General features: G+C 69.2%; 12 protein-coding genes, 2 pseudogenes and 1 riboswitch. Of the genes and pseudogenes, 9 read left to right on the forward strand and 5 right to left on the reverse strand.

Translation table 11 applies throughout. The features are described from left to right. Positions 1-122: 122 nt before the first annotated feature. The 4 genes and pseudogenes from ACWDYJ_RS28755 to ACWDYJ_RS28770 form a co-directional block, all read left to right on the forward strand. Positions 123-419: pseudogene (locus tag ACWDYJ_RS28755) on the forward strand (GHMP family kinase ATP-binding protein); the annotation flags it as partial. Between the two features lie 212 nt (positions 420-631). Beyond that, complete coding sequence (locus ACWDYJ_RS28760) at positions 632-961, forward strand: hypothetical protein (protein WP_451568515.1); 330 nt, start codon at positions 632-634, stop codon at positions 959-961. An 88-nt stretch (positions 962-1,049) separates the two neighbouring features. After that, entirely contained in the window at positions 1,050-1,817 is a 768-nt protein-coding gene (locus tag ACWDYJ_RS28765; RefSeq protein WP_451568504.1) for a methyltransferase, read from the forward strand. A 16-nt stretch (positions 1,818-1,833) separates the two neighbouring features. Continuing rightward, positions 1,834-2,868, forward strand: coding sequence for a pyridoxal-phosphate dependent enzyme (locus ACWDYJ_RS28770; RefSeq protein ID WP_451568505.1), 1,035 nt, complete (start codon positions 1,834-1,836; stop codon positions 2,866-2,868). Positions 2,869-3,179: 311 nt separating this feature from the next. On the opposite strand, the gene ACWDYJ_RS28775 is transcribed toward ACWDYJ_RS28770, so the two are convergent. Genes ACWDYJ_RS28775 through ACWDYJ_RS28785 form a run of 3 tightly spaced genes read right to left on the reverse strand, consistent with a single transcriptional unit; the run spans position 3,180 to position 6,022 of the window. Beyond that, positions 3,180-4,199: an ABC transporter substrate-binding protein gene (locus ACWDYJ_RS28775; RefSeq protein ID WP_451568506.1), complete on the reverse strand. Its 1,020-nt coding sequence runs from the start codon at positions 4,197-4,199 to the stop codon at positions 3,180-3,182. A gap of 9 nt (positions 4,200-4,208) precedes the next feature. Beyond that, positions 4,209-4,994, reverse strand: coding sequence for an ABC transporter ATP-binding protein (locus ACWDYJ_RS28780; RefSeq protein WP_451568507.1), 786 nt, complete (start codon positions 4,992-4,994; stop codon positions 4,209-4,211). After that, positions 4,994-6,022: a FecCD family ABC transporter permease gene (locus ACWDYJ_RS28785; RefSeq protein WP_451568508.1), complete on the reverse strand. Its 1,029-nt coding sequence runs from the start codon at positions 6,020-6,022 to the stop codon at positions 4,994-4,996. The genes ACWDYJ_RS28780 and ACWDYJ_RS28785 overlap by 1 nt, the downstream gene beginning before the upstream one ends. Before the next feature lie 183 nt (positions 6,023-6,205). Beyond that, a riboswitch (cobalamin riboswitch) is annotated at positions 6,206-6,341 on the reverse strand. Between the two features lie 292 nt (positions 6,342-6,633). Between ACWDYJ_RS28785 and tnpC the strand changes: the two genes are divergently transcribed. Next, on the forward strand, positions 6,634-8,067 hold the full coding sequence (gene tnpC, locus ACWDYJ_RS28790; RefSeq protein ID WP_451568512.1) for an IS66 family transposase: 1,434 nt from the start codon (positions 6,634-6,636) through the stop codon (positions 8,065-8,067). A 74-nt stretch (positions 8,068-8,141) separates the two neighbouring features. Here the strand turns inward: tnpC and ACWDYJ_RS28795 are convergent, their stop codons facing one another. Continuing rightward, positions 8,142-8,597, reverse strand: coding sequence for a DUF6326 family protein (locus ACWDYJ_RS28795; protein ID WP_451568509.1), 456 nt, complete (start codon positions 8,595-8,597; stop codon positions 8,142-8,144). Positions 8,598-8,908: 311 nt separating this feature from the next. Here ACWDYJ_RS28795 and ACWDYJ_RS28800 point away from each other — a divergent pair, with 311 nt between their 5' ends. The 4 genes and pseudogenes from ACWDYJ_RS28800 to ACWDYJ_RS28815 all read left to right on the forward strand — a co-directional run bounded on the left by ACWDYJ_RS28800 (position 8,909) and on the right by ACWDYJ_RS28815 (position 12,000). After that, the gene (locus tag ACWDYJ_RS28800; protein WP_451568510.1) at positions 8,909-9,973 is read left to right on the forward strand and encodes a sensor histidine kinase; all 1,065 of its coding nucleotides are present in this window, start codon (positions 8,909-8,911) and stop codon (positions 9,971-9,973) included. After that, a complete protein-coding gene (locus ACWDYJ_RS28805) occupies positions 9,970-10,617 on the forward strand; it encodes a response regulator (RefSeq protein WP_451568511.1) in 648 nt (215 codons plus the stop codon). Before ACWDYJ_RS28800 ends, ACWDYJ_RS28805 begins: the two co-directional genes overlap by 4 nt. A gap of 695 nt (positions 10,618-11,312) precedes the next feature. Next, positions 11,313-11,384 carry an ArsR family transcriptional regulator gene (locus ACWDYJ_RS28810; protein ID WP_451568513.1) on the forward strand — a complete coding sequence of 24 codons (72 nt, stop codon included), beginning with the start codon at positions 11,313-11,315 and terminating at the stop codon, positions 11,382-11,384. A 126-nt stretch (positions 11,385-11,510) separates the two neighbouring features. Then, positions 11,511-12,000, forward strand: a pseudogene (locus ACWDYJ_RS28815) (N-acetyltransferase family protein). Positions 12,001-12,376: 376 nt separating this feature from the next. Here the strand turns inward: ACWDYJ_RS28815 and ACWDYJ_RS28820 are convergent. Beyond that, a partial coding sequence (locus tag ACWDYJ_RS28820; RefSeq protein ID WP_451568514.1) for a TerD family protein occupies positions 12,377-12,465 on the reverse strand: 89 nt, incomplete at its 5' end.

The following is a 12,465-nucleotide window of genomic DNA, read 5'->3' on the forward strand; positions in this document are numbered from 1 at the left end:
GGACCGCACCCGGCGTCGGCGTCTCCGGCGCCGGGCGCGTCTCCTGCCACCACGGCGAGATCCTCCAGGGCGCCTTCCTCGACACCTCCGGGCGCAGGTGCGCGGGCCTGGTCACCCTGCCGATGACCGGACTGGGCAGCCGGGCCGAGTTCACCCGCCACCCCGGCACCCCGCCGGAGCAGCTCGCCGTCCTGCCCGGCGACCGTACGAGGGCCGCCCGCGCAGCGGCCTTGACCGTGGAGGGGTGTGCGCTGCGGCGCCGGGAGCCGCCTTGCGGCGGGGAGCTGCGCGTCACCGGCGACATATCGGTGGGCCTGGGCATGGGCAGCTCGACCAGCGATGTCATCGCCGTCGTACGCGCGGTCGCGGACTCCTACGGAATGCGGCTGCCGCCCGACACCATCGCCCAGCTGGCGGTGCGCGCCGAACTGGCCTGCGACCTGCTGATGCTCGACGCCCACCCGCTGCTCTTCGCCCAGCGCCAGGGGCGGGTCCTGGAAGTCCTCGGCCACTCCCTGCCACCCCTCGTCGTCGTGGGGGCGCGGACACAGTCGAGCGGCGGCCCGGCAGCCTGTCCGGCGGCGAACCGCAACGCGCGGCGCTCGCCCGCGCCGTACTCGCCGCCCCGGACGTGCTGGTCTGCGACGAGATCACGACCGCCCTGGACGCCGACTCGACCGAAGCGGTCCTCACCGAACTCGCCAGGCTCCGTGCACACCACGGCACGGCGCTGCTCTGGGTAAGTCACGACCTGCAACTGCTCGCCGCCGTCGCCCACCACATCGTCGTCATCGACGGCGGTCACGTCGTCGAGACCGGAACACCCGAGCAGATCCTCCACGCTCCCCGGGCCACCCTGACCCGCCAGCTCGTACGCGCCATGGACCTCGGTACGGCGCTGACCATCACGGACCCGGCAGACACCGATCCGGGCTGCCGCCCGTCCACGTCCAACGCCTGACGCCACGTCACCCGCCACTGCCACGTCACCCACCACGGTTACGACACCCACGACATCCACCCATCACATCCCCGACCACGGAGGACACATGAGCGACCCGACCGCAGCCGGCGCCGCCGCGTCACAGGCCGACGCGTGGGCCCTGCTCGAATCGCTGCCCGACACGCTGCCCCGGGCGGAGATCCTCGCCATCAACAGCTCCACATCCGATATCCACACCCAGCGCACCTACACGTACAACGGCTGGACGTTCCAGCTGCCGCCCGGCGTCTTCAAGCCCGACGACACCAGCCGCATCGTCCACGACCGGCTGCTGGACGGCACCATCCCGCTGGAGGGGCGGTCGTACGCGGCCATCGGCGCCGGGCTCGGCGTCGAGGCGGTGATCGCGGGCCTCAAGGGCGCCCGCGAGATCTACGCCGCCGACATCCACCCGGACAGCGTCGCCACGGCCGCCGCCCACTACGAACTCATCGTCGGCGACCGGCCGGGCACGGTCTTGCGCCCGCTGGTCTCCAACCTCTTCGAGGAGTTCCCCATCTCGGCCCGGCTGGACGTCATCACTTTCAACCCGCCCGCGGTGAGCACGAAGACCAGCGACGACCCGACGGTCGTCCGCAATGTCTGCGTGGGCATCGACATCGTGGCGCGCTTCTTCGACCAGATCGCCGACCGCGATCTGCTCGCTCCCGGCGGCGAGGTGCACCTGATCGTGTCCAACACCTCGGAGCTGAAGAACATCGTCAAGTACGCCATCGACGCCGGTTTCTCACCGCGGATCACGCACCGCCAGACCTGGGAGGGCGACAACTGTCAGGCGTACCTCTTCACGCTGCGCCGTGACCACACCGTCTGACCTGAAGGAGAGCCACATGCACGAGCACATAGCGGAAGCGGTCAAGGAACCCGATGTGGTGACCGTTGCGCCCGGCGCGGTCTGTCTGCGCTTCGAGACGATGAAGCTCTACTCGGCGCTCGGCGCCGTACGCCACCTCCTGGACACCGGCCAGGTCGAACCCGGTGACACGCTCATCGACAGTTCCAGCGGCATCTACGCCCACGCACTCGCCCTCGCCTGCCACCGCTACGGCCTGAGGTGCCACATCGTCGGCTCGACGACGGTGGACCGCACACTCCGCGTGCAGCTGGAGGTCCTGGGCGCCACGCTGGAACAGGTCCGCCCCTCCAAGAACCTGCGCCTGGACCAGAACCTGCGCGTGGAGCGGATCGGCGAACTGCTGCGCGAGAACCCCGGCTACCACTGGATGCGCCAATACCACGACTCCATCCACTACCTCGGTTACCGGGACGTCGCCGACCTGATCGGCAAGGAGGTCCCGGAAGGGCCGCTGGCCCTGGTGGGCGGAGTCGGTACCGGCGCGTCGACCGGCTCCATCGCCACGTATCTGCGCGAGGCGGGCCGTGACGTGACGCTCGTCGGCGTCCAGCCGTTCGGCAGCGTCACCTTCGGCGCCGAACATGTCTCCGACCCGGACATGATCATCGCGGGGATCGGCAGCTCCATCCCGTTCCAGAACGTCCGCCACGAGCTGTACGACCGGATCCACTGGGTGAACTTCGACTACGCCATGTCCGGCGCGGTCGAACTCCTGCGGGCCAGCGGTATCTTCGCCGGGCTGTCGGCCGGCGCGGCGTACCTGACCACCCTCTGGGAGCGGGAGCGCGACGACTCCAGGACGTACGTCTTCCTCGCCGCCGACACCGGTCACCGCTACGTCGACAGCGCCTACGCCCGCCACGACGAGGCGCGCGGACTCGGTGCCATGCGCCCCCACGAGGTCACGGAACAGCACGAGCTGCGGCACCCCTGGTCGACGATGGACTGGCCGCCCCGCGACAGCGCGCTGCTGCGCGGCGAACCGCTGTTGGTCCCCGGCGCGGCCTGAGCCCTCCGCGTCGCCGTCCCCACCCGAAAGGTGTCACCGCCACCACCTGATCTGCCGTTACTGTCGGCGTGGCCAGCCACTCGACACCGACGTGGTCGGCCACTGGATCGCCGGCGTGACCCGAACGACCGGCTTCCCCGAAGTCGAGCACACCCTGGAGCTCAAGGGGGGGTGTGCGCCCGCTGTCGCCCAACCGCCGGCTAGCAGGCGAGTACCGGTCAGGAGCTGCTGCAAGTACACCGGCCGTGTCGACGGTGATACACCGATGGCCGGTGCCCGAGAAGGGCGCCGGCCATCGGCCTGGTGTGCTCTCACCGGGTCAGGGTGCGCAAATCGGCGGCCAGCGAGGCGATCGCCGCGGGATTGCGCGGGCTTTCCACCAGCTCCGCGTAGTCGAGGACGACGATACGGTCGTGCTTGATCGCCGAGACGTTCGCGAGCGGCGGGTAGGACTTCAGGAACTTCCTCTTCTCCTCGGCGCCGGTGTCCCCGTAGTCGTTGATCACGATCACTTCGGGATCCCGCTCGACGACGGTCTCCCAACCGACGGTCGTCCAGCTGTCTTCGAGGTCCTTCATGACGTGGTCGCCGCCCGCCTTGGTGATGATGTCGTGCGGCCCCGCGTACGCACCTGACGTGAAGGGCCTGTCGCGGCCGTCGTCGTAGAGGAAGACGCGAGGCCGGTCGGCTCCCTTCAGGGCCTGCGCCTCTGCTTCGGTCACCTGCTTCTGGAACTTCGCGATGAGGGCTTCGGCACGGTCTTCGACGTCGAAGAGCTTCCCCAGATTCCGCAGGTCGGTATAGAGCGCCTCGAGCGGCGGCATCACACCACGTGCCTTGTCCGTCCCGTTGCGGCACGACTCGGTCAGCAGGTACGAGCCGATACCGACCCTCTCCAGCTCTGCGGGGGTAAAGCCCTCCGCCTCGTTGAAGCCGTAGTTCCAGCCCGCGAACACCAGATCCGCGCGGGAGTCGAGGACCAACTCCTTGTTGATCGTCTTCTTCGACAGCCACTTGGTCTTCTGATAGGCGTCCTTCCATGGGACGGAGTCGAGATCGCCCCTGTCGTCCGGCATCACATAGCCCGCCATGCGGCCCTCCAGGCCGAGCGCGAACATGATCTCGGTGATGCCGACGTCATTGGTGACCACGCGCTCCGGGGCCGCGCCATAGGTCTTCTTCTGACCGCAGTTCTCGATGGTCACGGGATAGTGGCCGCCTGCCTTGGCCTGGCCGTCCCCGCTGTCGCGGGAGGTGACCTCGGCGCCGCAGCCGGTGAGAGTCAGAGCAGCGGCGAGCGCGAGAGCGGCGGGGCGTACGAGCGAGGTCATCGGGGCTCCTTAAGAGGCGGGCTGAGCGGGCGGGAGTCGGTCGAAGAGCAGGTGCAGGGCCCCGGACTCGGGGTGCGGCACGCGGTGCGCCCGTACGCCGAAGACCTCGGTCAGCAGTTCGGTCGTGAGTACGTCGTACGGAGCGCCGGAGGCGACGATCCGGCCGTGCTCGATGACGTAGAGCAGGTCGCAGTGGACGGCGGCGAGGTTGAGGTCGTGGAGTGCGGTGAGCACGGTGAGCCCGCTGCCGCGCACCAGCGACAGCACTTCCAACTGCTGGGCGACGTCGAGGTGGTTGGTGGGCTCGTCGAGCACGAGCACCTGCGGCTGCTGGGCCAGCGCGCGGGCGATCAGGACCCGCTGCTTCTCCCCGCCCGAGAGCGTGAGGAAGCCGCGGTCGGCCAGGTGTCCGGCGCCGACCCGCGCCAGCGCGGCCTCGCAGGCCTGCCGGTCCCCGGCGGTGGTGCGGGCCGTGGCACTCTGGTGCGGCAGCCGTCCCATCGCTACGACCTCGGTGACCGTGAAGTCGAACTCGGCGACCGACTCCTGGGGTAGCGCGGCCAGCCGGCGGGCGCCGTCGCGCGCGCTCATCGCGTGCAGGTCCTCCCCGCCGAGCCGGACCGTACCGGCCGTGGGGCGCAGCGCCCGGTAGACGCAGCGCAGCAGGCTGGACTTGCCGCTGCCGTTGGGTCCGACCAGCCCGACGAGCTGCCCGCCGCCCACCCGCAGGGTGACGTCCTCGACCAGCCGCGCGCCCGCGGTCTCGACCGTCAGGTCATCGATGTCGATCCGCATCACGCGCCTCCGAAGGTGTACGAGCGGCGGCTCATCAGCAGGACGAAGCACGGCACGCCGATGACTGCGGTCAGTACGCCCACCGGCAGTTCGGTCGGTGCCATCACGACGCGGGAGAGGATGTCCACCCAGATCATCAGGACCGCGCCCGCCAGCGGTGCGACGGCCAGCACCCGGCGGTGGTCGGCGCCGACCAGCATGCGTACGCCGTGGGGAACCATCAGTCCGACGAAGCCGATCGCACCGCTGACGGCGACCACGGCCCCGGTGACGGCCGCGCAGACCACGAAGAGCTCCTTGCGCAGCCGCCCCGCGTCCACGCCCAGCGCGGCCGCCGTCTCATCGCCCATGGCGAGCGCGTTCAGTCGGCGCGCCGACAGCGTGAGATGAACGAGGCCGGCGAGCACGGCGCCCGCGGCAACGGGCAGGGAGGCCCAGTTGGCGCCGCCGAGGCTGCCGAGCAGCCACATCATCGCGGAGCGGGCCGCCTCACCGCGCTCGGCCGCGAACACCATGAACGTGGTGACGGCCGAGAAGCCGTAGTACATCGCGCTGCCCGTGAGGACCAGCCGCATCGGGGTCAGACCACGAGCGGTGCGGGCGATCGCGTACACCAGCATCATGGCGAGCAGCGCGGAGAAGAACGCGGCGGTGGACAGCGCCCAGATACCGAGCGCGCCGAGCGCACCGAAGAGCATGACGGCGTTGGCGCCGACTGCCGCGCCCGAGGAGATGCCGAGGACGAAGGGGTCGGCGAGCGCGTTGCGGACCATGGCCTGCACGGCGACGCCGATGGCCGCGAGCCCTGCGCCGACGACCGCGGCCAGCAGGGCTCGCGGGAAGCGCAGTTCCCAGACGATGGTGTACGCCGGCACCTCGTCGGGGGCTATCGCTCCACCTGCCAGCCCCGACCAGAGATAGCGCAGCACCTCGCCCCAGGAGAGTCCGGAAGCCCCGATCCCCGCCCCGCAGACGACGGAGAGCACCAGCGCGACGCACAGGGCGGCGAGAAGAGGTGGCAGCGGCACGCGTCTTGGCGGCGCCGGCCCGGTGCCCGTTCGGGAAGCGTGCGGCGGCGCGGCAGCGCTGCTGTGTTCGACAGGTATGGCCACGGGCGGATCGCCTTCGCCTCGGGCCGTGCCACACGCCAAGGGAGCAGACCGCGACGTGGTGCGTCCGGCGCAGCACCCTCTCGCAGTCCACGGCGAGTTGTCAGGAGCCTTCACCGCCGCGGGTAATCGGGCTCACGGGGGACGGACCTGCCTACAGGTTCGTCACTCCGCCTACCGTTGCGGGTCAGCGCCGGACTTCCACCGGACTTCCCCCGCGGGGCGTGTGCAGCTTAGCGCGCTCCCGGCACGGCGCCGTGCGGGCCGAGCGGATACGGCCCTGAGCCCGAGTGCTGCAGCCAATGTGCTCAGGCCGATGAAGACGATGGACCGGCAGAACACGGCCAGCGACCCGACAGCTAAACGAACGCCAACAACAGGTGCTGCAATGGGTCGGCTGCCCCCGCCCGTGAGGGCCTGGCGCGCAGGGCCTCCACACTCGGCGCCCCGTCGGTGCGGGCGTCCGCGTCCCGGTACAGGCGGCACGAGACGCTCGGCGCGGCCCCCGCCACCGCGAACGGGTCGGCGCCATTGATCAGCACGGTGGGCGAGCCGGTCATGCCCCAGCGCGGCCTCTTCCTCCTCGCGCACCTCGACCAGCTCCACCTCCGCCGCCCGGCCGTCGAGCGCGGCGGCGATCCGCTCCTGCACGACCGGCGCGTTCGGGCAGTCGGGAACCGTCAGCCAAGCGGCATAAGGCGAACTCGCGGCGAGAACGGTCCAAGGACCGCAAGCCCGGTGGGCAGCGGGGACACCCGGGCTCGGGCCTGGAGTTCGCGCCGGTCTCGGAGTTGGCTGACACAGTGCCAGTCGAGCCCGCCGAGTGCTCGACCTGCGGCGAGTGTCTGGATTCGAACGCCCCTGGTGAGGGGTTCACCCCGGTCCAGCAGTGGGACGTCCCGCCGGTGACGCTGCGCAAGGTCCAGTTCGATCTGATGCGGCGGCGGTGCTCGGCCGGGCACCTCACCCAGGCGCCGCCTCCGGCGGGGGTGTCCGGGCCGGTCTGTTACGGCCCGAACGTGCGGGCGTTCGCCGCGCACATCGCTTATCGCGGGCATGTCAGCATGGAGCGGACCGCTGAGATGCTCGCGGAACTGTTCGGCTGCCCGGTGTCCACCGGGTTCGTCGCCTCCTGCCTGCGGCGACTGTCGACGCGGCTGGTCGGTTTCGAGACCGACCTGAAACGCGCGTTGGCCGCCGCGCCGCGGCTGCACCACGACGAGACCCCGGTGCCGGTCAACGGCGCGACCGGCTACGTCTACACCGCCCGCACCGACAATCTGATCTGGTACGGCGCGCACCAGACCCGCAGCCACGCCGCCATGGACGGCTTCGACATCCTGCCGCGCTTCGCCGGAGTGCTCATCCGCGATGACTGGCACGGCTACCACAAATACAGCGACACCACCCGTGGCGGGAAGGTCACCCAGGTGCAACTGTGCTGCGCTCACCTGCTGCGCGACCTCAAGGCCGTGTGGGAGTCCGACCCCGAACATCAGGCGTGGGCCGAGCAGATGCGCCAGACCTTGGAGAAGGCACGACGCCCCGTCGACACCGCGATCACGCAGGGCGCGGCCGGCCTGTCCACGACCACGAGCCAGAGCCTGCGGGATCTGTATCTCAACACCGCGCAGCAGGGCATCGACGCGAACACCCCCGGGACCGCCGGCCGCAGCCACGACGCCTACAAGCTGGCGAAACGGATGCGTGAGCGAGTCGATCAAGTCCTCAACTTCACCCTGGACTTCCACGTCGAGTGGACCGACAACCCAGCCGAGCAGGCGATCAGGATGGCCAAGCTCCAAGCCAAGATCAGCGGGAGCTGGCGCAGCATGCGAGGACTCACCGCGTTCTGCCGCGTCCGTTCCTACATCGCCACGGCCAAAGCCCACGGCGTCGAGGTCTTCACAGCCCTACGCAACGCCTTTCTGGGCGATCCCTGGAGCATCGCCACACCGGCATGACCATCAGGTCACCGCTGAATGGACCGTGCCCGCGGGTGGCGCGAGCGAAGGATGGTCGGGCGCGGGGCGGGCAGTCACGCCTGCTGCGGCCTGCGGAGTGGCTCGCTGTCGAGGCTGGCTGCCAGGGTCGCCGGTGATGCGGTGCGGCGTGGCCAGGTCCAGGCGGAGCGCAGGATGAAGGCCAGGAGCAGCACCTCGAGTCCGATGGAGAGGCCGTAGAAGTAGAAGTAGGTCCAGGACTCCCCTACCGCGTTGAACATCGAGACGGGGATGTAGAGCGTTGCTACGACGAGGTTGATGGTGCGGTTGACACGGGCGGGCAGTGTCGCGGAGAGCAGGATCATGAGGATCGGGATGGCCATGAGCGTGAGCGCAATGGCGACAAAGGTTGGACCGATGTCGAACTCGTGGACGATGCCGGCCAGGATGTCGTCGACGAAGCCGGGCTTGTACAGGGCGAGGTAGTCGACATAGATGTAGAGGAACATGAAGCTGGTCCATGCTGCTGCGAGCTTGGCCTGCACGGGCATGCGCAGATCTTCCAGCGTGCTCTGGGACGGCGGATTCTCTAGTGCGGTATGGGATTGAGGCGTTCTCATCACAATGCTCCCTGGCTCGATTGGGTGGGTGCTTCCACCTTCACGGATGCCGGCGGCGGGCACATCAGCCGCGGAGCCTGATTCGACCTGGCCGTTGGCACAGCCGGGCTCTTGTACTTTCGGCGGATACACCGAGCACGCGGGCCGCCTAGGCTGATCAGATGGCCACCAACACACTCCGCTCGCTGTGGGCCGAACCTCGACCCACGAATGCCCCGGACCGGAGGCCGCGGGACTGGGCCTTGGTCGCAGTACTGATCTGCTGGTCCCTGCTGGAAGTGGTGCTTCGCCAGGACCTGGCGCCACGCCCGCTGCTGCTACTCGCGGTGCTCGCGGTCCTCGGCCCCCTGCTGTGGCGACGCACGCACCCGCTCGTCGCGGTTGCGGTCTCCTTCGGCACGTTGACGATCGTCGACATCGTCAGAATCCTCACCGGGTCGCAAGGCGCCCTGCTGAACAGCATCTCCGCGGCGCTGATCCTGGCCTACGCCCTGTTCCGGTGGGGCTCCGGTCGGGAAGCCGCAAGCGGCCTCGGCGTCATCCTGCTCTGGCTGGCCATCACCAACGTCGCCGACACCACCAGCCTGGCGGATTCGGTCGCATCATACGGGTTCTTCCTGTTCGCCACCGCGCTCGGCGCCGCGATCCGCTATCACACGAAGATCCTCATCCGCGACATCGACCAAGCCAAGGCCCGCGAACGCGAACAGCTCGCTCGTGAACTCCACGACACCGTCGCCCACCACGTCTCGGGCATCGCCATCCAGGCCCAAGCAGGACGTGCCATCGCGGCCTCCCACCCCGAGCGTGCCATCGAGGCCCTGGCCATCATCGAGGACGCAGCGACCCGCACCCTCACCGAGCTGCGCGCCATCGTCGGCGTGCTCCGCGCCACACAGGACACCGAGTTCGCGCCGCAGCCCGGCGTGGCCGAGGTCGAGCAGCTCGCCACCGATGGCCAGACGCGTCCCTGCGTCGAGGTGACGCTATTCGGCGAGTTCGACGACCTCAGCCCGGCGGTCGGGGCCGCGATCTACCGCCTGGCCCAGGAGTCCATCACCAACGCTCGACGGCACGCCCGCCACGCGACCCAGGTCACCGTCGCCGTCACAGGCGACGCCGACCAGGTACGGCTGACCATCGACGACGACGGCTTCACCGCTGGCGGCCGCGCCCCAGCAGGCTACGGCCTGGTGGGCATGCGGGAACGCGCCTTACTGCTCGGCGGCACCTTCCACGCAGGCCCCGCCGCCGAGCGGGGCTGGCGGGTAGAGGCGGTCCTGCCTCGAACCGGGACGCCACGATGAGCATCAGGGTCCTCATCGCCGACGATCAGCCCATCGTGCGCACCGGGCTGACGATGCTGCTCGACGCCCAGCCCGACATCGAAGTGGTCGGCGCGGCCGCCGACGGGCGCGAGGCAGTCCGCCTGGCGCTCCAGCTGCGCCCCGACGTCGGCCTGTTCGACATCCGAATGCCGCTGATGGACGGCATCGAAGCCACCCGACGCCTCGCCGGCCCCAGCGTCACCGATCCCCTGCCGATCGTGGTCATCACCACCTTCGACCTCGACGAGTATGTCCACGGGGCGCTCAAAGCCGGCGCCCGCGGGTTCCTGCTCAAGGACGCCGGACCCGCCCTGCTGACCCAGGCCATCCACGCCGCCGCCGCCGGAGACGCACTGATCGCACCCAGCGTGACTGTCCGACTGCTCGCAGCGTTCACCCACGCACAGACCTCACCACCGAGGCAGCCGATAGAACCGCTCACCGCCCGCGAGGAGGAAGTCCTCGTGCCTGTAGCCCAAGGCCGCACCAACAATGAGATCGCCAACGAGCTCCATATCACCCCAAGCACCGCCAAAGCCCACCTCGCCAGCCTCATGCGAAAGCTCGGCGCCCGAAACCGCGTCGAGGTCGCCATGTGGGCCCACGAGACCGGCCGCATCTGACGCCGCAAAAGCTCCCGCCGGCGTTTGCCGCAACCCCCCACAGCGTCACAAAGCGGCTCGCGCGCATATCGGCCAGCCTTGTAGTACGCCACTCCCCCGGTCCGTTGCTATTCGAGAGGCTCGGTCTGGAACACGCTGCAGGTTCGGGACCGTCTAGCATGGGGACACCGTCGGCGTCCCGTCAAAGAGGACGCTGGCATGGGAACTAGCTCCGTGGTGCGTGCCCCGCGCGTCCACCGGACTGTCGACGTAGCTCCTGCGAGACCAGCCGCCAAAGCAGCGGCTAATTAGGCAGCTACTGGTTCGGGGGCAATGCTCCGTAGGACGTGGCTTGGATTCCAAGCGGGTCACCTGTTCGGGAATAGATGCCCTTTCGGCCATACTTTGCCGCGAGTAGTTTCCACATCAGCATTGGCTGTTCCGCATGGACAGTTACAGGCTCGGACTTCCTCCAGCCTCGTGCCGAGTTGCTTGAATAGTGACAACTTGCGTCGATCGTCGATCAAACCCAAATGTGCGCCGCGCATGATAAGAGCCTGAATAGAAACAGCTGGACCGGGCCCGCGCCGAGTTTCATCAGCTTCTCGACGTCGCCAAGCCGGCGGACCTGAGCCTGCCCACCCGAGGGACCCGCTGGACCAACGAGCAACTGCCGCGTACGACTCCTGCACCTGCTTGCCTCCGAGCGGCAGCCGATGACCGTCGGCGAGATCACCGACCGCCTCACCATCGGCCAGTCGACCGTCTCGCACCACCTCAAGGTCTGACCGAGGTCCGCTTCGTACCGCCCGAACGCCAGGCACCAGCACCCGCTACGCAGTCAACGCGGCCTGCCTGGACTGCTTCCCCGCCGCTGTCCACGCCATCACGGGGCGGCTGTGAAGATCGCACCCATGACTGCCCACCGGTACCGAGGTCCTGGCATCTACCGGGCGGGCATTGACGAGGGCAACGCCACCTTCGAGACCACGACCCCCCGACTGGGTCACCTTCGACTCCACCAAGCTCCCCGATCAGCGGTTCGCGGCCACCGACGACACGGGCGGGCGGGTCCTGGGCTGGATCGCCGTGAGCGCCGTCTCCGACCGCTGCGCGTACGACGGCGTAGGCGAGCACTCCGTGTACTTCCACCCGGCAGCCCGCAGCCGCGGCATAGCCCGTGCCCTCCTCGACACCCTCATCACCTCGACCGAAGTCGCCGGCATCTGGACCATCCAGTCCGGCATCTTCCCCGAGAACACCGCAAGCCTCGCCCTCCACCAGCGCGCCGGCTTCCGCACCATCGGCAGCCGCGAACGCATCGGCCACCACCACGGCCGTTGGCGCGACGTCATCCTCCTCGAACGCCGCAGCATGTACGTAGGTTCAGCGTCGACGCACTGACGTGGAAGACCGAAGCCGTCATCCCTCAAGGGGACGGCGGACACGCCAGGCTGGCGCGCCGCAAGGAACAGCGAGCAATCTGACCGACGGGCACAAGGGGCGTGGGGTGCAGCGGAGACGACAACTCGTCGATGGCGCCATGATGTTCGTGAGGTGCAGGCTCTTTCGCGCAGATGGATGCGTGCGGCAGAGGGCTGTTGGCGCCAGGTGCGCGGCAGGATGTCGAGGCTGGCAATACGGTCGAGCCCCGTGCGGGGCAGTCCCGGGACCTGGTGAAGCCATCGCATGCGGAACAAGGCGCACCGCCTGCGGCGAGCGGCCATACGACCGCAGGCGGGCCGGGGTGAACTCCGGCCCACCCGCGTCACGCGTCGCGTCAGACGCCGAAGTCGGCGGTGATGCCGGCCAGGCCGGAGGCGTAGCCCTGGCCGACCGCGCGGAACTTCCATTCGTCGCCGCTGCGGT

Source organism: Streptomyces sp. NPDC003042 (assembly GCF_053591315.1).

Excerpts from the sequence above, each read along its gene's own strand:
- ACWDYJ_RS28765 (WP_451568504.1), top strand. The coding sequence starts at position 1,050 with ATGAGCGACCCGACCGCAGCCGGCGCCGCCGCGTCACAGGCCGACGCG.
- ACWDYJ_RS28770 (WP_451568505.1), top strand. The coding sequence starts at position 1,834 with ATGCACGAGCACATAGCGGAAGCGGTCAAGGAACCCGATGTGGTGACC.
- ACWDYJ_RS28775 (WP_451568506.1), bottom strand. The coding sequence starts at position 4,199 with ATGACCTCGCTCGTACGCCCCGCCGCTCTCGCGCTCGCCGCTGCTCTG.
- ACWDYJ_RS28780 (WP_451568507.1), bottom strand. The coding sequence starts at position 4,994 with ATGCGGATCGACATCGATGACCTGACGGTCGAGACCGCGGGCGCGCGG.
- ACWDYJ_RS28795 (WP_451568509.1), bottom strand. The coding sequence starts at position 8,597 with ATGCCCGTGCAGGCCAAGCTCGCAGCAGCATGGACCAGCTTCATGTTC.
- ACWDYJ_RS28805 (WP_451568511.1), top strand. The coding sequence starts at position 9,970 with ATGAGCATCAGGGTCCTCATCGCCGACGATCAGCCCATCGTGCGCACC.